This is a genomic window from Planococcus sp. S3-L1, from assembly GCF_030063085.1.
GTDB lineage: Bacteria > Bacillota > Bacilli > Bacillales_A > Planococcaceae > Planococcus > Planococcus kocurii.
Genome location: NZ_JASISN010000001.1, coordinates 437,646 through 457,012, shown reverse-complemented (window position 1 = coordinate 457,012; position 19,367 = coordinate 437,646). Strand labels below are relative to the sequence as shown.

General features: G+C 45.9%; 10 protein-coding genes. 3 read left to right on the top strand and 7 right to left on the bottom strand.

Annotated elements, in window-relative coordinates; genetic code table 11:
- Positions 1-1,444: 1,444 nt before the first annotated feature.
- Genes QMF37_RS02130 through QMF37_RS02115 form a run of 4 tightly spaced genes read right to left on the bottom strand, consistent with a single transcriptional unit; the run spans position 1,445 to position 4,784 of the window.
- Entirely contained in the window at positions 1,445-1,789 is a 345-nt protein-coding gene (locus QMF37_RS02130) for an EamA family transporter (protein WP_245830193.1), read from the bottom strand.
- Positions 1,776-2,114: an EamA family transporter gene (locus QMF37_RS02125; protein WP_245830195.1), complete on the bottom strand. Its 339-nt coding sequence runs from the start codon at positions 2,112-2,114 to the stop codon at positions 1,776-1,778. The genes QMF37_RS02130 and QMF37_RS02125 overlap by 14 nt, the downstream gene beginning before the upstream one ends.
- Positions 2,107-3,846: a DUF6020 family protein gene (locus QMF37_RS02120; RefSeq protein ID WP_283476316.1), complete on the bottom strand. Its 1,740-nt coding sequence runs from the start codon at positions 3,844-3,846 to the stop codon at positions 2,107-2,109. The genes QMF37_RS02125 and QMF37_RS02120 overlap by 8 nt, the downstream gene beginning before the upstream one ends.
- The gene (locus QMF37_RS02115; RefSeq protein ID WP_058384526.1) at positions 3,843-4,784 is read right to left on the bottom strand and encodes a glycosyltransferase family 2 protein; all 942 of its coding nucleotides are present in this window, start codon (positions 4,782-4,784) and stop codon (positions 3,843-3,845) included. The genes QMF37_RS02120 and QMF37_RS02115 overlap by 4 nt, the downstream gene beginning before the upstream one ends.
- A gap of 914 nt (positions 4,785-5,698) precedes the next feature.
- Between QMF37_RS02115 and QMF37_RS02110 the strand changes: the two genes are divergently transcribed.
- Positions 5,699-7,141 (top strand): MBOAT family O-acyltransferase, encoded by a 1,443-nt coding sequence (locus QMF37_RS02110; RefSeq protein WP_283476312.1) that lies wholly within the window; start codon positions 5,699-5,701, stop codon positions 7,139-7,141.
- Positions 7,142-7,152: 11 nt separating this feature from the next.
- On the top strand, positions 7,153-8,196 hold the full coding sequence (locus tag QMF37_RS02105) for a hypothetical protein (protein WP_283476310.1): 1,044 nt from the start codon (positions 7,153-7,155) through the stop codon (positions 8,194-8,196).
- A gap of 77 nt (positions 8,197-8,273) precedes the next feature.
- Here the strand turns inward: QMF37_RS02105 and QMF37_RS02100 are convergent, their stop codons facing one another.
- Positions 8,274-10,634 carry a bifunctional 2',3'-cyclic-nucleotide 2'-phosphodiesterase/3'-nucleotidase gene (locus QMF37_RS02100; RefSeq protein WP_283476308.1) on the bottom strand — a complete coding sequence of 787 codons (2,361 nt, stop codon included), beginning with the start codon at positions 10,632-10,634 and terminating at the stop codon, positions 8,274-8,276.
- A gap of 260 nt (positions 10,635-10,894) precedes the next feature.
- Here QMF37_RS02100 and QMF37_RS02095 point away from each other — a divergent pair, with 260 nt between their 5' ends.
- The gene (locus QMF37_RS02095; RefSeq protein ID WP_283476306.1) at positions 10,895-11,986 is read left to right on the top strand and encodes an S-layer homology domain-containing protein; all 1,092 of its coding nucleotides are present in this window, start codon (positions 10,895-10,897) and stop codon (positions 11,984-11,986) included.
- Positions 11,987-12,072: 86 nt separating this feature from the next.
- Here the strand turns inward: QMF37_RS02095 and QMF37_RS02090 are convergent, their stop codons facing one another.
- Together QMF37_RS02090 and QMF37_RS02085 are read right to left on the bottom strand one after the other, a co-directional pair.
- Positions 12,073-15,855 (bottom strand): S8 family serine peptidase, encoded by a 3,783-nt coding sequence (locus QMF37_RS02090; protein ID WP_283476305.1) that lies wholly within the window; start codon positions 15,853-15,855, stop codon positions 12,073-12,075.
- A gap of 212 nt (positions 15,856-16,067) precedes the next feature.
- Positions 16,068-17,978, bottom strand: a complete 1,911-nt coding sequence (locus QMF37_RS02085; RefSeq protein ID WP_283476304.1) for a S8 family serine peptidase — start codon at positions 17,976-17,978, stop codon at positions 16,068-16,070.
- Positions 17,979-19,367: the final 1,389 nt, after the last annotated feature.

The following is a 19,367-nucleotide window of genomic DNA, read 5'->3' as shown; positions in this document are numbered from 1 at the left end:
CGGAGAAATGCCTTCATTACTGTTCTGTGATTGTCGATTTCAATTTTATTCCAGTTGATCTTTGGTTTTGTGTTGTCAAAATTCCTTATAGTTAGCGCTTGACTTATTTCACATTAAACGCTGTGTCGGTCACAAATTAAGGAACATTTGAGTCCGACACAGGGACGATAACGGGCCAGACACAAATTGGAGAACATTTGTGCCTGGCCCCAGGTGAACATGAAACCAGCCTCACAAAAAGCGCCGGCGCGTGCACCACCGCCGCCAAGCGACTCCAGAATTCCACACCCACTACCCAACCCAAAAAGTAAGTTCGCCAAGTCTCCCCCCAATACCCAGCCGAGGCGCGACAAGGGCTAGGCGAAGCACGAAGACGAGTGCTCTTCTCGGCTTTGTGCGAAAGCCATGCCCCAAGCGCTCGAAGGCGACACCAGAACCGCTCAAAACTTCATCAACAATCCCAAAACCCACAAAAAAAAGCGCCGGCGCGTGCACCACCGCCGCCAAGCAATTCCACAACCCCACACCCACTATCACACCCAAACAAAGTAAGTTCGCTAAGTCTCCCCCAACACCCAGCCGAGGCGCGTCAGGGGCTAGGCGAAGCACGAAGACGAGTGCACTTCTCGGCTTTGTGCGAAAGCCATGCCCAAAGCGCTCGAAGGCGACTTCTAGAACGCCTCAAAAACTCCTCCACCAATCCCGAATCTGAACACAAAAAGCGCCGGCGCGTGCACCACCGCCGCCAAGCGATTCCAGAACCCCACACCCACTATCACACCCCAAAAAAGTAAGTTCGCTAAGTCTCCCCCAACACCCAGCCGAGGCGCGACAGGGGCTAGGCGAAGCGCGAAGACGAGTGCACTTCTAGAACGCCTCAAAAACTCCTCCACCAATCCCGAATCTGAACACAAAAAGCGCCGGCGCGTGCACCACCGCCGCCAAGCGACTCCAGAATTCCACACCCACTACCCACCCCAAAAAAGTAAGTTCGCTAAGTCTCCACACCACCCAGCCAAGGCGCGACCAGGGCTAGGCGAAGCACGAAGGCGAGTGCACTTCTCGGCTTTGTGCGAAAGCCATGCCCAAAGCGCTCGAAGGCGACTTCCAGAACCGCTCAAAACTTCATCAACAATCCCAAAACCCACAAAAAAAAGCGCCGGCGCGTGCACTGTCGCCGCCAAGCGAGTCCAGAATTCCATACCTACTACCCACCCCAAAAAAGTAAGTTCGCTGCGACTTCCCCAACACCCAGCCGAGGCGCGCCAAGGGCTAGGCGTAGCACGAAGACGAGTGCACTTCTCGGCTTTGTGCGAAAGCCATGCCCAAAGCGCTCGAAGGCGACTTCCAAAACTCCTCAAAAACGATAATCACTCTCTCCCACTCCACACAAAAAAGCTGCAGAAAACTCGGCAATGCCAAGTCTTTCTGCAGCTTTTATTTCTTAACTGACAAGCACGAATGCACCCGTCACAATGAGCAACACACCTAGAATTTTGCGTGTGCCAATGTGTTCTTTTAAGAGGAAATAAGAAATCAGCATCGTCCAAATGTACGTGATCGCCGTCAACGGGAACACGATCGTATACGGCAAGAACTTCAACGCCACAATGTTCAAAATGGCGCTGACGCCGTAGAGGAAAACCCCAAACAGCAAGCGCAGCATAAATGCTTTGCGCTCCATGTTGATATTGAACGACGACGCTTTTTTTAGGAAAAAGCCGCCAAATGCACCGACCCACGTCATGACGACTAACAACAAGACCAATAACAGATTAATCGCTGTCACCCCCTATGACGATAACCCCGATCAAAATGAGCAAAGTGCCCATCGAAACATTAAACGTAATGGCTTCGTCTAAAAACAGCGTTCCGTAAAAAATGGCGATGACGTAACCGAGACTGAGTAATGGATGCAGCACGGACAGCTTGCCAAAACGGAATGCCGCGGTCATGAGCACAGCGCCCATGCCGTACAAGACGAAACCGCCGAGCATGTGCACGTCCAGAATCGCGTCAGACAGTTTCCATAGCAACTGACCCGTTGCTGTGGAAATGGCGGCGAAAATCATCAACAAGATGCCGATGGGAGCCGTTTTTTCGGGTTTATTCACGCAGAGACCCACCCTTGTCGTCGAAATTGAGCAAGCTGATTAGCAAGGCGGCGTAGAAAAAGAGCGACGCATTGAACAAATAACGGAAATCTTGAGCGGGCATGGTTGCCATAACGGCCGCTGTGTTTAAGGCGATTGGCAACAAGATCAACCACACGCGCCAGTTGTTGCGTAGATACGCAACGTACAGGAACAAGGTGATAAAGAACAAGTACACCGCCGGGCGCCACAAGAATTCTTCTGCTTCTGTGTCGACTTTCAAATACAATTGCGCGCTATAGGTCACTTTTGGGTAAATAACTTGATTGAGTAGATTGAATTCATTGCCATAATAGATGTTGGTGACGAAGCGGTTCATGTGACCGTCTTCTTCGAGTCGCATCTGCCACACTAAGGACGTTTCGTCGAGAAAGGCTTCGACGGCAAGTCCTGGATTTTGAAGGACCAGCTGCGCCCAGTGCTTGGCGTATTGCGCCGGATCGTCGTAAATGACCCAGCGATCGTATTCGCCCCATGAAAATTTGATCGGGTCTACGCTAGACGGGTTGTATTTCTCAGGCCACAGTTCGAGCGGCATAAGGCGATTGATGTATTCGCGCTGCTCTTCGGTCATGTCGCCATTTTTGGTGACGATGTTGGCGATTTGCTGCGTTGGGATGCTGAGCGCTTCTTGCGGATCGGAATCGACCACGTCCAGTGCAGTATACACGGGACCGGTAATGACTTGGTGAATGATGATAATGCCGAGTGTCATCGGCAGTAATTGCTTCCACATGCGGCGGTACATAATGAGTGCCGCGATCATGGTGATGACGAATACCGGAAACCCGTTATGGCGGAAAAACACCAACATAAACGAGCCTAACAGGAATAACAAGACGAACGAAACTTTTTTCGTTTCCAGTCCTTTTGTTTTCACGAGCAGTAAAATTAATAAAGAAAAGAACAACAACGACGTGCTGTATAAGACGTCTTTCCAAATAATGATCGACATGATGGAATTGACGGGCACAATCGCCGCGACAATTAGCACCGCCCAAAGGATCCAGGTGTTGACTTTAAAGCGTTTCATTAGATAACCCATATAGCCCATGGTCAGGGCCAACGCAACAATTTGGAACAACGCAATGATGCCGGGGCTATCCCAGATTTTTCGTAAGAACATAATGAGCCATGTGAACATGACGGGATGCCAGTTGGTAAATTCTTTCGTTTCGGACTGCTCCCATTGCGATAACGAATCGGGCGTCATGGCCGCAGGATAAAAGGCGATAAACATGACCAGTGACGCACCGAGCATCGGCAACATGTAAAGCAGCACATAAAACGGCGATACTTTTTGTTCACCTGCTGGCGTTTGAATGCTGAGCAAGAGCTTGATGATGGACAGCACGACGAGTGCAATCGTTAAAAACAAACCGAGATAAACAGCGGTTTTAACGAGCCAGTGGTTGTCGGCTAAGTATTGCTGGTCGCCAAGTAAGCTGAGTCCTGCTAACACGGTAAACAGCGGCATGAAAATAGCTAAGCTGATTTTTTTAGCGCGCGTCCATCCGTTGACTGTGTGCACGAACGACCGACTGTATACGAGTAAGCCGAACAGCACGAGCGTAACAAAAACAATGAGTAAAGGATGGGCATTCCGGATTGGCTGAAAGTAAAAAATGGCAGTAAAAGCAAGGAAAAGTGCTGCAACAAAAGATGCAGCACCTAGTAGGTACGTTTTTTTCATAAAGTTTTCTCGCTTTTGATGCGGTCGCTAATTCGAATTAATTCGAGTTCGTATTGCTTGCGATGCGTGCCCGCTACGGTGTCGAGTATGAGGCCACAAGCAAATGCCAACATAGACAACAGCATTAAGCCGACTGCTAAAATCGCGGACGGTACGCGCGTCACAAAGTCAGTTTGAACGTACTCGACGATTACAGGAATTCCCGCAGCTAGTCCCAAGATAAAGAACAAGGCAGCCCAGCACGAGAAGAATAGTAACGGCTTGTAGTCTTTGAATAAGGTAAAAATCATTCGCAGTACTTTGATGCCATCTTGTACGGTATTCAGTTTTGATTCGCTGCCTTCTGGACGGTCGCGGTAATCGATGGCGACTTCTTTGATCAAGAAGTTGTTGTCCAGTGCGTGAATGCTCATTTCGGTTTCGATTTCAAAACCCGGGCTTGTGACTGGCAGTGATTTGACGAACAAGCGGTCAAATGCACGATAGCCGGTCATGATGTCGGTGATGTTGCTTTTGTATAAGCCGTTGATCAGGTTTTTGACAAGTGTGTTGCCGAAGCCATGGAATTTTCGTTTGTTTTCATTGAAATACGTCCCATTGGATAACCGGTCGCCGATGACGAGGTTGGCTTCTCCGTCAATGACGGGCTTGATGATGTTGTGAACGAATTCAGCTGGGTATGTATCGTCGCCATCTGCCATGACGTAAACGTCCGCATCGATTTCTCGGAACATGGAACGCACGACGTTGCCTTTTCCTTGGCGAGGTTCTTGGCGAACGACTGCACCGTGGGCTAGCGCGACTTCTGTGGTTTTGTCTTTCGAGTTGTTGTCATAGACGTATATTGTCGATTCTGGAAGTTCTCTTTTAAAGTCATCTATCACTTTGCCGATGGTCATTTCTTCGTTGTAGCAAGGCAGTAATACTGCAATTTTCATAGACATTTTCTCCTTTTGATTTTAAACATTAACTAAGCTATCATATCATGATTCCCAGATTTAGTGAAATGGCTTTCTGTTTTGGGGTTATGTGGGAGTTTTTTGAATGTTGAGTTTTGGTGGAGTTCGTTTTATGGGGTTCGTTTTGTGGGGTTCTTGTGGAGTTCTTTTTGTGGGGTTCTGGAAGTCGCCTGCGGGCGCTTGGGCATGGCTTTCGCACAAAGCCGAGAAGAGCACTCGTCTTCGTGCTTCGCCTAGCCCTTGACGCGCCTTGGCTGGGTGTTGTGGGAATACTTCATGAGCCTACTGGTGTTGGGATGGGAGTAAGCGTCGGGTTCTGGTGTCGCTTGGCGGCGGTGGTGCACGCGCCGGCGCTGGGTGTTTTTTTTGTTGGAGTTCGTTTTGTGGAGTTCTGGACTTCGCCTGCGGACGCTTTGGGCATGGCTTTCGCACAAAGCCGAGAAGTACACTCGTCTTCGTGCTTCGCCTAGCCCTTGGCGCGCCTTGGCTGGGTGTTGGGGGATAGACTCAGCGAACTTATTTTGTTTGGGTTAGGTAGTGGGTGTGGGGTTCTGGAATCGCTTGGCGGCGGTGGGTGTGGAGATGGTTTTGTTTTTTTGAGATTCGTTACATCTGTTTTTTGATGATACTTTCTTGTGTTGGGTAGTACAAATGTGGTAATTCGTGCCAGGCACCCAAACAATTTCATGACAATAGATTTTTCTCACGTTATAATAGATGGGTTATGAAACTTTACTTGGTTGCTGCGGAATGGTGATCGCGTTTCTGTTGGGCTGGGTGAGGTTTGGCGAAGAGGTTGTTCGGGGTTTTTGCTTCTCGCTTTTTTAAAATTTTTTATACGTTTAGAGCATGCTTTTAAGCGATTAATTCTAGTATTGTGAAGGTGTCTGGACATGATTTTCAATTCTTTTGAGTTTATCTTTTTGTTTTTGCCGATTGTTTGGATTTTGTATTATGTTCTTGGGCGCATCCATATTCCGTTTGCGAAGACTTGGTTGCTGGTTGCTTCTTTGTTTTTCTATGGCTATTGGAATCCTGCTTATTTGCCGCTGATTTTGATTTCGATGCTGCTCAATTATGCGATTGGGGCTTTTCTTGGGCGTGATCGGGGTGGCGTTTTCCGGAGAGGCATTTTAACTGCCGGGATTTTGTTTAATGTGTTGCTGCTTGGTTATTATAAGTATTACGACTTTTTTGTTGAAAACATCAATGTGGTTTTTAGTGAAGATTTGGTTTTGAAGAATATTTTGTTGCCACTGGCGATTAGTTTTTATACGTTCCAGCAAATTGCGTATTTGGTGGATTCGTACCGGTTGGAAACGAAAGAATATAATTTTTTGAATTACGGGTTGTTTGTGTCGTTTTTCCCGCAATTGATCGCGGGACCGATTGTTCATCACCGCCAAGTGATGTCTCAGTTTTCGTCTAAGGATTCTTACCGCATCGTTTATGAGAATATTTCCAAAGGCTTGCTGATTTTTGCGATTGGGCTTTTTAAGAAAGTGGCGATTGCCGATCAGTTTGCGGAATGGGCCAATCAAGGCTATGGCAATGTCGGTTCGCTGACTTTTGTGGATAGTTGGTTTACGACTTTGTCTTATACGCTGCAATTGTATTTCGATTTTAGTGGGTACTCGGATATGGCGATTGGGCTGGCGCTGTTGTTTAACATTCGCTTGCCGCTGAATTTCAATTCGCCTTATAAAGCATTGGATATTCAAGATTTCTGGAGACGCTGGCACATTACTTTGTCTCATTTCTTGACGACGTATATTTACATTCCGCTTGGAGGCAACCGAAAAGGACCTACTCGCACGTATTTACATATCCTGATTATTTTCTTTATTAGTGGGATTTGGCACGGTGCTGGATGGACGTTTCTGATTTGGGGGGCGCTGCACGGCTTTGCCAGTGTCATTTGCCGTTGGTGGAAAGGCACCGGCCACCGTATGAATAACGTGTCCGCTTGGATTGTGACGTTCTTGTTTGTCCATCTTGCTTGGGTCTTTTTCCGTGCATTGACCTTGGCTGATGCGTTGACGGTTTTAAAGGCGATGTTCGGATTTAACGGCTTTTACTTGCCGAGTGGATTGGCTTCGCTCTTGCCATCGATTGATGAAAGTTGGCTGCTGAAGCTGCCGTTTTCTGCGTCTTCTATCGAAGTTGCGTTAACTTTAGCGATTGGGTTGGCGCTGGCGTTCTTTGCGAAAAATTCTGTTGAAATTATGGAGCAAAAGCAACGCAATGCCGGTATGGCTGTTTTTATTGCTGTTCTGCTTTTCTATAGCGTCATGCAGCTGCAACAAGTTAGTGAATTCTTGTACTTTAACTTTTAGGAGATGATCCCATGAACGATAAAAAATTTAGCTTTGCCGTCATGGCGATTTTCGCCTCACTGACGTTTGCTGTTGCTGCTTTTAACTTTTGGATAGATCCTTTGTGGCATTATGGTCATGCGCATGGGTTGAACGATGTGCAAATTGTCGCGGACGAGCGGGAACAAAAAACCGCGCAACAGCTTTATGACCCGACAGATGCCGATACGTTGTTGCTTGGCAGTAGCCGTAGCACGTATGTTCAGCCGTCAGGGTTTGAAAAATGGACCGTTTATAATTACGCCGTTGCCAATTTATCGATGCGCGAATATTATACGATGTTGCTTTATGCCTTTGATCAACATCCGGATTATGAGCGGGTTTTGATTGGTGTCGATTTTTTCAAATCGAGTGAAGAACAGGCAAAAGATGCCCGTGCGATTACGGGCTATGAGACAAAAGTGCAAGAGCCTTTTTACCGGGCAAAAAATTTGCTGTCCTTTGACACATTTGGTTTTGCGGTTGATAACTTAAAATTATCGGCAGCGGACGACATTACGGCGGACCGTTTGTACAATCGACAAGGCGATGCGTTTGCGAAAAAGCTGACGGCAGAAGAAACCAAACGCGACACGGCAGCTAAAATTACGCGTTTTGAAAATACGTTTTACGGCGATCATTATGTTTATTATTCGCGCTACAAAGAAATCATGCAAAAAGTTCACGATACGCACCCAGAAGCTGAAAAAATTGTCTACACGACACCGATTTCAACAGAGTTGTTCAAGTCGCTGGTCGGAACCGGCTTACTGGACGAATACGAAATGTGGCTCCGTGACTTGGTCGCTGTATACGGTGGCGTCTGGAATTTCATGTACCCCAATGATGTAACGAATGACATTTTGAATTATTACGACGGCCACCATTTTTATCCAGAAATCGGCAAACTGATTTCCGAGCGTTTGGAACAAGGTGAACATGCCGAGGTGCCCGAAGATTTTGGTGTGTGGGTGACGGAAGATAATATCGAAGAGCATTTGGCGATGGTTCGAAAGTTAGCGGACGAGCTAGAATGAGTTTGGGTGCCAGGCACCCAAACAACTCCCAAACAATTCAAAAAAGCTTTCCGCGACTCGCGGAAAGCTTTTTTATGTTACTTAATGTCGATGCGGTATTTACCGAAATCATTGGCAGATGGTGCGACGTAAGTGATGCCGCTCGCTTCTGGTATGAGGCTTTGTGCGTTAGCTGACGTTTCAAAGGTGATGTTTTGGTTGCCGGCAATCGGTGCAAACTTCCAGTTATCATCGGCTGCTGGGTCGATTGTTCCGACTTCAAGCATGTAGTCGATGATGACTTGGCGATTTTCATAGGCATAGTCAATGACTTCTTTGGCGTCGGTTACGCCTGGGAAGTTGCCTGTTGCGCGGTAATTGTTTGTGACGACTAAGAATTCCTGTGTATCGGTTACAGGCGCTCCGTTATAAGAAAGCTTTTTGATGCGGTTCGAAGTTGGATTGACGAGTGCCGCTTCTGCATCGTATTTTGCAGGGATCGTGACGTCGATTTCGTACGTGACGCCGTCCAATACATCAAAATTATAGGTACGGAAGTCTGTGTTGATCAACGGTTGTTCTGTTGTTGCTGACGGATTGATTTGTTGGAATTGCCCTGCCGCCATTTCTAGCCATTCTTTCACTTCTTTACCGGTTAGTTTCAAGGCATAAATGGTGTTGTCGAAGACGTATAAATCGGCGACGTTTTTAATGGCGATTTCGCCTGTCTTGATATCGGTGTAATAATTTCCGCCGTTTCGTCCGCCTGCTTTAAATGGTGCTGCTGCGGACAAAATTGGCAAGTCTGCGTTGGCTGTTCCTGCTACTTGCTGTTTGACGTACCAGCTCTGTGCGTTGTTGACAATTTGAACAGATGGGTCGTCTTTGACCAATGAGAAATAGCTGTTAATGGGTGCTGTGGTTTCACCGACTGGGCTGCGCACATAGTCGATGGTTGCTTCGTGTGTTTCTTTGACTGCATCAATCACTTGCTGTGAAACGATGTCTGATTCGGTGTCAATTTTGCGCAATTGCGCTTTTCCGGATGCAACGTTCCAGTTTTTTCCTTTTGGAGAAAGCTGTAAATCGATAACGCCTAAATGGCTACCAAAGTTACCCGGCATCACAACAGGTGTGCCGTTAATCGTTCCTTGTTGTTGGTCGACGTTCTTCAAGTCCCCGTACGATCCAGGGAATACGTCATGATTATGACCTGTGACGATGGCATCGATGCCGTCAATTTCAGAAAGTTGATAGGTGATGTCTTCTTCACCGACGTCGTATTTTTCATCCCCCATTCCAGAGTGGGATAACACAACGACTACATCTGCTCCCGCTTTTTCCACTTCAGGAAGGAATTTTTTAACGGACTCGACTGCATCTTTTGCCGTAACTTTCCCTTCAAGATGCGCGCGGTCCCATTTCATAATTTGCGGAGCAACAACTCCGATGACGCCTACTTGAATGGTGTGCTTTTTACCTTTTCCATCGACGACTTGTTTGTCGATAATGGTGTACGGCTTGTAGCGGTTTTTATTTGTCTTGGCATCGTAGACGTTGGCATTCAAGACAGGAAACGGTGCATCGTCTAGTGCTTCGTCCAAATAATCCAATCCGAAATTAAATTCGTGATTGCCTAAAGTTGAAGCATCGAAATCAAGTGATTTGAGTGCTGCGTAAGCAGGGTGCAGCTCTCCTTTTTCGATGGGGTCGACGGATACTTTATACCCGCCAAATGGCGTTCCTTGAATCAAGTCCCCGTTATCAAATAACAGCGAGTTGCTGTTTTCTGCGCGTGCTTGTTCGATTAAGACCCCTGTTTTAGCTAAACCTAAACTGTTTGATGGCTGGTCTCGGTAATAATCGTAATTGACAAAGTTTGTGTGTAAATCAGATGTTCCCAAAATGCGCAATGTGACGTTCTTACTGCCTGCTGGCTGATATTCTTTCAGCAAACGCTGAACAATGGCCCGCATTTCGCCCGGAGAAACAGGTTTGGATGGTTTTACCGTACCGTCTCCGTATCCGACCAATAAACCGATGCCCACTCCTTTTGCCAAGTCTTTTAACAGACTTTGACTGAAGTAATGGCGATCTTTAAACCCGCCAAGCAATCCCGTTGAATATACTTTATCGGTTATCACTGCACGTGAAGCGATTGAAAATGCTTGCTCACGAGACAATTTTTCGTTTGGTGCAAATACGGTCTTTGACTTGCCGCTTGTGAGCTTTAAGTTGTATGCCGCTTCCACGTAGGGAGCGAGTTTTTTATCGACATCCTTAAAGCTGATCGTCGAACCGTCTCCTAACTCTACTTTTAAAGAAGTTACCAAATGCTGAATAAACTCGCCTCTCGTCACTTCGTTCGCTGCCGCTGCCCTAGGACTTGCAGTGAAAAATCCGCTAAGCACCAGAACGAGTGCCACCAGAATCATAGAAGCTTTTCTGCCAAACGTCATTTCTCCATCTCCCTTTAATCGAATAGTCGAACAACTCCATTATATACGACAACCGAAATAATAGGAGGTATTTACAAAAATTTCACAATGCAGGGTGATGGATTTTTGTTTGAATGAGTAAAAATAGCGTATTTGGTGCCTGGCACCCAAACAATTCTCACACTACTTTAAGTTTTTTTCATAAAAAAACCCATTTAAGGACATTTAGTGGGTATACTATAAATGGAATTAACTATAGATCTTGGAGAGGTTGGATAACTTTGAAGAAAACTTTGTTTTTATGTAGCACTGTACTGGCTTTGAGTTTGATCGCTACACCTGCTTTGGCTGCATCTGACGTGCCAGAAAACTACCGCTTTCACGACGAGATCGATTACCTGATTGGCAAGAAATTCATTACGGGCTATGATGACAACACGTTCCGTCCCGATAACGTTGTCACTCGCGCCGAAGCGGCGATTATGATTGGCAAGCTGAAAGGATTGGATGTTACTCAAAAAGCGACTCAATTTACCGATGTGAGTAAAAGCAGTAAAGCGAGCGGGTATATTGCCGCTGCGCAAAAAGCCGGTTACTTGAACGGTTATCCAGATAAAACGTTCCGTCCCGATGCAAAAATGACTCGCGGCGATATGGCGATTGTCCTTGGGAATGTTTTCACGACACCTCTTTCAACTGAATTGAACTTTAAAGATGTTTCAAGCAACATGAAGGCATTTGAGTCAATCAACAAAATCGTTAGTTACAATATCGCGGTCGGCTATCCTGACAAAACGTTCCGTCCTTTAGACGCTGTGACTCGCGGTCAGTTTTCTGCATTTCTTGCGCGTGGATTAGAGCCTGTCTTCAAAAATGATACGCATATGGAAAACTCTTACTTGCGTGATAAAACGAAGATTTATTCATACCGTTTAGACGATGGCACGACATTAAATTCTCGCTACACGGAAGATTCTAAGCTCGCAGCAACTGGCGAATCACTCGGGTTTCTTTGGGAAAACTACACTAAAAACCAGGAAGACATCTTCTATACAGAAAACGAAACCGACGACATGTATGCTATTGGCTATCCGTACTCTGAATATGTAGTTGAATTGGTTTACCCTATCCAAAAAGGGAAAGTATTCAACATCGATAATCCTTTCGCACCTAAAAGTAAAATTACTGGTGTAAATGTAACCGTCAAGACCGGCTATAAAACGTTTACTAACGCTACTGAAGTTACGGTTCCATTTGATCCTTCAGTTAAACACGACACGGGCTACAAATATTACATGGTCGAAGGATTCGGCAATGTTAAAACGGTCGATTTCGATGGTAAAGTTTTCTACGAACTGATAAAAATCCAGTAATTGGTGCCTGGCACCCAAACAATTCTCATGCAATTCAATTCAATAAAAAAAAGCCGGAAGCAGCAAAGCTTCCGGCTTTTTTTCATTTAGTTCTTATTCGGTTTTCCTGGCTTTTCAGGTTTTCCTGGTTTTCCTGGTTTTTCAGGTTTCCCCGGCTTGTCCGGTTTCCCGGCTTTTTTCGTGATGGTGAACGTTTTTTCTGTAACATGTCCAGCCAGATCAACGACTTTGAGTTTGATCTCGTTTGCGCCATCGGTTAGTACAGGTACGGTTGTTGTAATGTTTTTACTGAAGTTTTTCAGTTCGTATGGTGCTGTTAGTTTTTGTGCGAAAATCTCATCGTCGTAGTAATACGCACTGATTTCGTCGAAATTGTCTTTGACGTTAAACGTGATTTCCACTTCGTCTTGGTCAGAACCGACTTTTTTCGGTACGTCTACTAATGTGATCACCGCAGGCTTCGTGTCTACTAACACTTGACGGCGAATTTCCATTTCGTTGCCGAATTCGTCAATCGCTTTGACTTTAACGTAATGAGAACCGTCCGCTAATGTCAGGCTGTGGCTAAAGGTTTTGCCGTCAAATTCTTTTGCCGGTTCGCCGTTAACGGTCACTGAGACAATTTTCGAATCGTCTTCTACTCGTCCAGCGATCGCCACTTCTTTTGTTTTGTGTACGGATAAGACGTCCGGCTTATCGATAAAGACGACCGGTTTGACTTTTTCTGGCGTCGCGGTTGCTAAGTCAACTACTTGTTTGTTGCCTGCTGTGTCATAGAATACAGCACTTAGCTTGTCACCGGCTTTTAGCTCAGCTGACACTGCGTAGCTCTTAACGCCAGGAGCTAATGAGTCGTCTTTCGGTGTTGCTGCATCTTCTGTTAGTTCTTTACCGTTTAAGAACACTTCCCAACGATCTGGACCCGCTCCTTGTGGGTTATCGGTAAAGCTTGCAACTTCTACTAATTTAGCTGCCGCGTTATAGCTTGCGACCGCTACTGGTGCGACCGTATCGACTTTGACGGGGAATTCAAATGACTGCCATTCCGCATTTTCATAATCGATGACCGCGCGCAATTGAATTTGGTAGTTGCCATCTGCTACTGCTTTTTCAAGCACTTTTCCGTCCCAGCCATTTGCTGGATTGAAATTATACGATTCAGTTGATGCGTAATTTTTTACCAACTCATCTTCTGTGCGTATCGTCCGCAACTTTTTGCCTGCCGCGTCCAATACGTTCACTTCAAATTCTTTGGCGTTTCTGAGCAATGAATACACCGGAACTACTTTGTCCATGACACCATCGCCGTTTGGTGAAAAGGCGAATTGACTTGGCACAAAGTCTGGTTGATGCGTTCCACCTGTAATGGTTTTGCCTTTTTCATCTGCTAAGAATGTCGTGCCGTAATAAGTGGATGGATTCCATGCCACGTAATCAAAAATATTTGCATCGTCCCATCCGCCGTTAAAGCCGAAGTAAGGTACGACTAATGGTGTGTTGCCTGTCACTTCTTCGTTCACGTCCGTTAATGTTAAGAACCCGTCCACGAAAAAGCCATTTGTAAAGGCTTGATAGGCTGCATCTTTTTCTAGTGCCGATACATCTACTGACACGATGATTTCTTTGCTGCCATTTGCCGGAACTGCGACTGTTTTAGGCGCGTCAATCACCACTTGTTCTGTCACTACGTTCGATCCCGCAACGTTTGGTGCCGTTACGTCGACGCCGCTTGCTTTTAATACTTTATCGGTTTGAACATTTACAGCTACCTGATAATTTGCCGGTTGGTCAGAGAAATTCTCTGCTACGACGGTAAATGTAAAGTTGTCGTCTTTGATTTCTTTTAACGCTACTTTGGATTCGCCTGTTGATTTCTCAACTACCGTCACATCTGTCGATAGCGCATCATGCAATTGCATCAACCCTGCTCCTTGGCGACGTGGTGAAACAAACTCGCCCGCAATCAATTCTACTGGGTTGGCTGTATTCATCATCAGGTTTTTCGCAAACTGAACACGTTCTTCGCCCTCTAGGCCGAGTTCATCTAAGCGTTGGAAAATCAATGCCGTTCCGCCTGAAACATGCGGTGCTGCCATAGACGTTCCGCTCATTAAGCCGTACTCATCATTGTTTAAAGTTGAGAAAATGTTGCCACCTGGCGCTGTAATTTCAGGTTTGAAGTCCAAGTTTGGCGTTGGTCCCCAAGAAGTGAAATTGCTCATTTGGCCAGCTGTCGGGCTTTTCGTTTCTAAATATTGCCCATCAAAGTTAACCGTAACCTTTTTGCCAGCATCGATTAACGCCTTCATCGCGACGCCATCTGTTTGAAGAGTCGACATATAAGGAATCGTAACTGCTGGGTCTGATGCCATATTGATGGTACCTGTTGTGTTGTTGTAAATAATAACTCCTACTGCTCCTGCTGCTTGCGCATTGGTTGCTTTTTCAACAAAGGCAATGCTGCCGCGTGAAATAAGTGCAAATTTGCCGGTTAAATCGGTTCTAGCAAAGTCAGCCGCTGTACCAAATCCTGCACTTGCCACTTCATAAGAAGCTGCTGGCAACTCACGCGGGTCTTTATCATTTGCCAATAAGTACATCGCGCGTCCAGCTTCTGCACCGTCCGCTTGATAAGCAAAACTCATAGCTGTAATGATATCGTTTTCAAATGATGCTACACCAAACGAGTCAAATGAAACACTTGGTGAACCTGTTAAGCCGTAATCTTGGTTTTCTGCGTAAGGATAGAAATAACCCGATCCCAGCATATCCGAGTTTCCAGCTGAAATGGACACGAGAATACCGCTATTCGTCGCGCGCTCTACTGCTTGTTGTTCCGGGTTTTGAGAATCCACAAATCCTGAAACAGATCCAAGTGACATATTAATGACGTCTGCTCCTAATTTGATCGAGTCATCAATCGCTTTAATGTAAATATCTCCGTAAGTTGACGGATACAACGGATCGTTGCCGAACACTTTTAATGCCAGTAATTGTGCTTCTGGTGCTACGCCTTTAATGCCGCCATTTTCCTCATTGCCATTTGCTCCCACTGTACCGGCTACGTGCATGCCGTGCATTGAAGCTTCAGGTCCAAGGTCTAAAATTTCGTTGTTGCCGTCCATGTAATTATAGCCAAATGGCACTTTAGAAGTAAAAAATTGACCGCCTTCGATGGATTGGTCGCCGAGCAATGCACCGACTTCGGCTTTTGTAATTTCACCTGATGTGTCATCTGTTAACACCATATCTTTATGGCTTGGATCGATGCCGGTATCAATTACGCCGACGACCATGCCCTCGCCTTTATACTTATAATCGGTCCAAACTTGTTGCGCTTGAACAAGTTCTTTTGAGTATTTCATTTCCGGTTTGATTTCCGGACGTTTGTATTCGGTTGACTCATAAACTGCTTTTACACCTGTTTGTGAGGCAATTTCTTTTACTTTTCCTGCTTCGACTTCAGCAGAAAAGCCGTTAAAAACCGTCGTGAAATTTTCTAAATAGGTAATCTCTGGAGCAAGTTCTGAAATAGTCGATTGAATTGAATTTTGTTCAGTGCTTACTGTTGCTTCTAATGATTCTTTTTGTTTCTTAGGTAAATCTTTGTAAAGTACCCCTTTACGTGTTGCGTTTTCGATTGTTGGATCACTTTCTAATTCTACGATAATCCGAACTTGTTTTTTCGGATTTTTCGGGTTCTTCAGCGTTTCTGGTATTTTAACTGCTGGTTTTTTGAGCTGCAATTCTTCGTTGCCGGCACCTGTTTTGTTCGGTGCTGCTGAAACATTCGGTATACCTGCCGAAAACGAACCAAAAGCGACTAAAAACACCAATGCCATCAATAAAATCGAACGTATCTTCCCCAATCTTTCTCCCCCTTGTTTAACTAACGGAATTTTCAAACTAAAAGACAGTTTAAATTTACCATATTAAAACACTCTTGCCACTATTCTTTTGTCAAATATATATTACGTTTACATTACAATTGTTACAAAAGTAGTTAAATTACTCTGATGCAGACAACAAAAAATCGCCTACCCATAGGCAGACGATTTCTAAGCACCAATCAAATTCCATCTTATTTAAGAGATAGTTGATAAATAAAGATTGCCAGCTGACCTCGCGTTACATTTTGACTCACGCCAAATTGTGTAGCGGTTACGCCATTTGTAACTCCGTTCGCTACGAGTGCATTGACCGCTTCTTCATAGCGTGGAGAGACATCTGTAAATGGCAATTTTTCGGCAGTTGGCTGCAAAGCATAACTATTTTGCAAAATCAATGCGATTTCACCTCGCGTCATACTTTGCGCAGCACCAAATAATGTCTCCGTCTTGCCATCAATGTAGCCCGCATGTTTTAGCGCATTAACGGACGCTACAGCACGTGCCGGGACATCGGTAAATCTAGAAGCTGGAGCTGCTGCTAAATCTAATTCCAACTCTTTTGCCAGCCAAATCGCTGCATCTACACGCAGGATCGGGCTTTGAATGCCAAACCGCGTCGAACGCTCACCTTTGGTAAGTCCTCTTTTCACCAAATAATCAACGGCTGGGAAATACTTTTCAGAAACATCCGTAAACAATCTAGCTGTTTGCACAACCTCTACTTTCAGCGATACCGTTTTGCTTCCTACAGTCGCTTTTACCGTCGTACTGCCAACTGCTTTCATCGTCACTTTCCCTTTGGATACCGTTGCAATCGAGGGATCTGCAGAAATCCATTTTGCGGTTTCTGCTGCATTGATGACTTCCCCCTTTGTGTACGAAGCCGTTAACGCCAGTTGAACCGAATTGCCGACTGTACTCGTGATTGACGACTTGTCCGGACGTAAACTAAGTAACGGATTGTTTGTTTCCGATACTCTCGGTGCTTTATAGGAAGAAATTTGAATCAAGCCATGACCATATAGCGGATCTCTGCCCACTTTGCCTAAATCTTTTGCTTCTTCCGCTATAATCGCACGTAAATCCTTGTTTGTTAGTTTTGGATAAGCTTGCTTCAACAAAGCCAATTGACCAGCTACATAAGGCGTGGCCATAGACGTTCCTGATAAATATTCGTACCGATTGCTCGTCATCGTACTGAAAACATATGCGCCGGGTGCCATCACTTCAACAGCGGGTCCTGTTGAAGAAAATTCTGCACGTTTAGCATCTTGATCCAATGCGCCAACTGCAATAACAGACGAATAGCGAGCAGGAAATTCCACATTATCCTCTTTTCCACTTAAAGTACCGACATTTCCAGCGGCCGCCACGATCAACAGCCCTTTCGCATATGCTCGGTCAAAAACGGCTTTAAAGGCGTTGGAATTTTCCGCAGAACCTCCACTAAGATTAATAATATTCATATTATTCGCGATTGACCATTCCACACCTTCAATCAAATCCGACAAATAAGCATTGCCTTCCCAGTCAAAAGCTTTTACAGAATAAATATCAGCGTCATAAGCCACCCCTTTTATGCCAATGCCATTATTGCGGGCACCAATGATTCCGGCAACATGCGTTCCATGTCCCTGGTCATCTGAATAGGAAGTTGTATAATCGGCAGTTGAAATCCCGCCTTTGATCACCAAATCATTATGCGGAGAAATTCCCGAATCAATGACAGCAATTTTCACACCTTTTCCGGTAAATCCTGAATTCCAAGCTACGGGTGCTTTTATTTGAGGAATTCCCCAGCCTTCTGTTTGCGCACTAAGTGAAAACACAATATCTTCCTCAATTGTCCGAACTGACGAATCTTTTAAAAGTTCCTGCGCTTCTGCGTTTGTCATCATAGCAGACGCAATCGCCACTTCATCATAAACCTCCACATCAGAACCACCAGAATCTTCGGTCTTTTCAGCGATCGAAAAGCTCTTTTTCTCTTTTTCATAAACGATAATCATGCGTTTCTCATCCTGATCTTGAGCGGAAACCGTTAGTTGCCCCATTGCTGTGAACAAAAGTAACGCGCTCAACATGCCATAAACTATTTTCAATAAAAACCCCCCTTTGCTAAACCAAATGAATTTGTTTAATTTTCCAAAAATAAAAGAAATATTTAACATACATATAAATTCGTTTCCAATTTCAGTATATAAGATGTCCGCATACGCGTCAAAGCCAATTGCATCCAGTGTTTAGTTACTTGTATTGTACGCACTTCCAGCAAAGATAGAAAGGTCTTTTCAAAAAAAGATATCAGAATAAATAAATTTCCATTATGTTTAGAGAACAACCCACGTCCCCCCTAAATCTAAAGTGTCAAAAGCAAAAATCATCACCCTAAAAGGACAGCGTATGCATCCCCCCAAAAAAACCACAAGTACTCTTTTTTGAAAGTGTTGTGCAGAACCTTGGCTTGGGAGCACGTGAACATGAAACCAGCCTCACGATAAAAGCGCCGGCGCGTGCACCACCGCCGCCAAGCAACTCCAGAACCCGACACTTACTCCCAACCAACACCAGTAGGCTGATGAAGTATTCCCCAACACCCAGCCAAGGCGCGTCAAGGGCTAGGCGAAGCACAAAGACGAGTGCTCTTCTCGGCTTCGTGCGAAAGCCGTGCCCCAAGCGTCCGAAGGCGACTTTCAGAACCTCACAAAAACTAAAAACTCGAACCCAAATTACCCACTCCTAGCGCCGGCGCGTGCACCACCGCCGCCAAGCGACTCCAGAACCCCACACCCACTACCCAACCCAAACAAAGTAAGTTCGCTAAGTCGTCCCCAACACCCAGCCGAGGCGCGCCAAGGGCTAGGCGAAGCACGAAGACGAGTGCTCTTCTCGGCTTTGTGCGAGAGCCATGCCCCAAGCGCTCGAAGGCGACTTCCAGAACCCCACAAAAACTCCTCCAACAATCCCGAATCTGAACACAAAAAGCGCAGGCGCGTGCACCACCGCCGCCAAGCGACTCCAGAACCCGACACTTACCCCCAACCAACACCAGTAGGCTGATGAAGTATTCCCCAACACCCAGCCAAGGCGCGCCAAGGGCTAGGCGAAGCACGAAGACGAGTGCTCTTCTCGGCTTTGTGCGAAAGCCATGCCCAAGCGTCCGCAGGCGAAGTCCAGAACCCCACAAAACGAACTCCAACAAAAAAACACCCAGCGCCGGCGCGTGCACTTCCGCCGCCAAGCGACACCAGAACCCGACGCTTACTCCCATCCCAACACCAGTAGGCTCATGAAGTATTCCCACAACACCCAGCCGAGGCGCGACAAGGGCTAGGCGAAGCACAAAGACGAGTGCTCTTCTCGGCTTCGTGCGAGAGCCATGCCCAAAGCGTCCGAAGGCGACTTTCAGAACCTCACACTCGCTATTCCCCTAAAAAACAGTGGCCAACTTCCAACACAACACCAAGCGCTCGAAGGCGATGTCCAGAACC

Excerpts from the sequence above, each read along its gene's own strand:
- QMF37_RS02100 (WP_283476308.1), bottom strand. The coding sequence starts at position 10,634 with ATGACGTTTGGCAGAAAAGCTTCTATGATTCTGGTGGCACTCGTTCTG.
- QMF37_RS02120 (WP_283476316.1), bottom strand. The coding sequence starts at position 3,846 with ATGAAAAAAACGTACCTACTAGGTGCTGCATCTTTTGTTGCAGCACTT.
- QMF37_RS02115 (WP_058384526.1), bottom strand. The coding sequence starts at position 4,784 with ATGAAAATTGCAGTATTACTGCCTTGCTACAACGAAGAAATGACCATC.
- QMF37_RS02105 (WP_283476310.1), top strand. The coding sequence starts at position 7,153 with ATGAACGATAAAAAATTTAGCTTTGCCGTCATGGCGATTTTCGCCTCA.
- QMF37_RS02110 (WP_283476312.1), top strand. The coding sequence starts at position 5,699 with ATGATTTTCAATTCTTTTGAGTTTATCTTTTTGTTTTTGCCGATTGTT.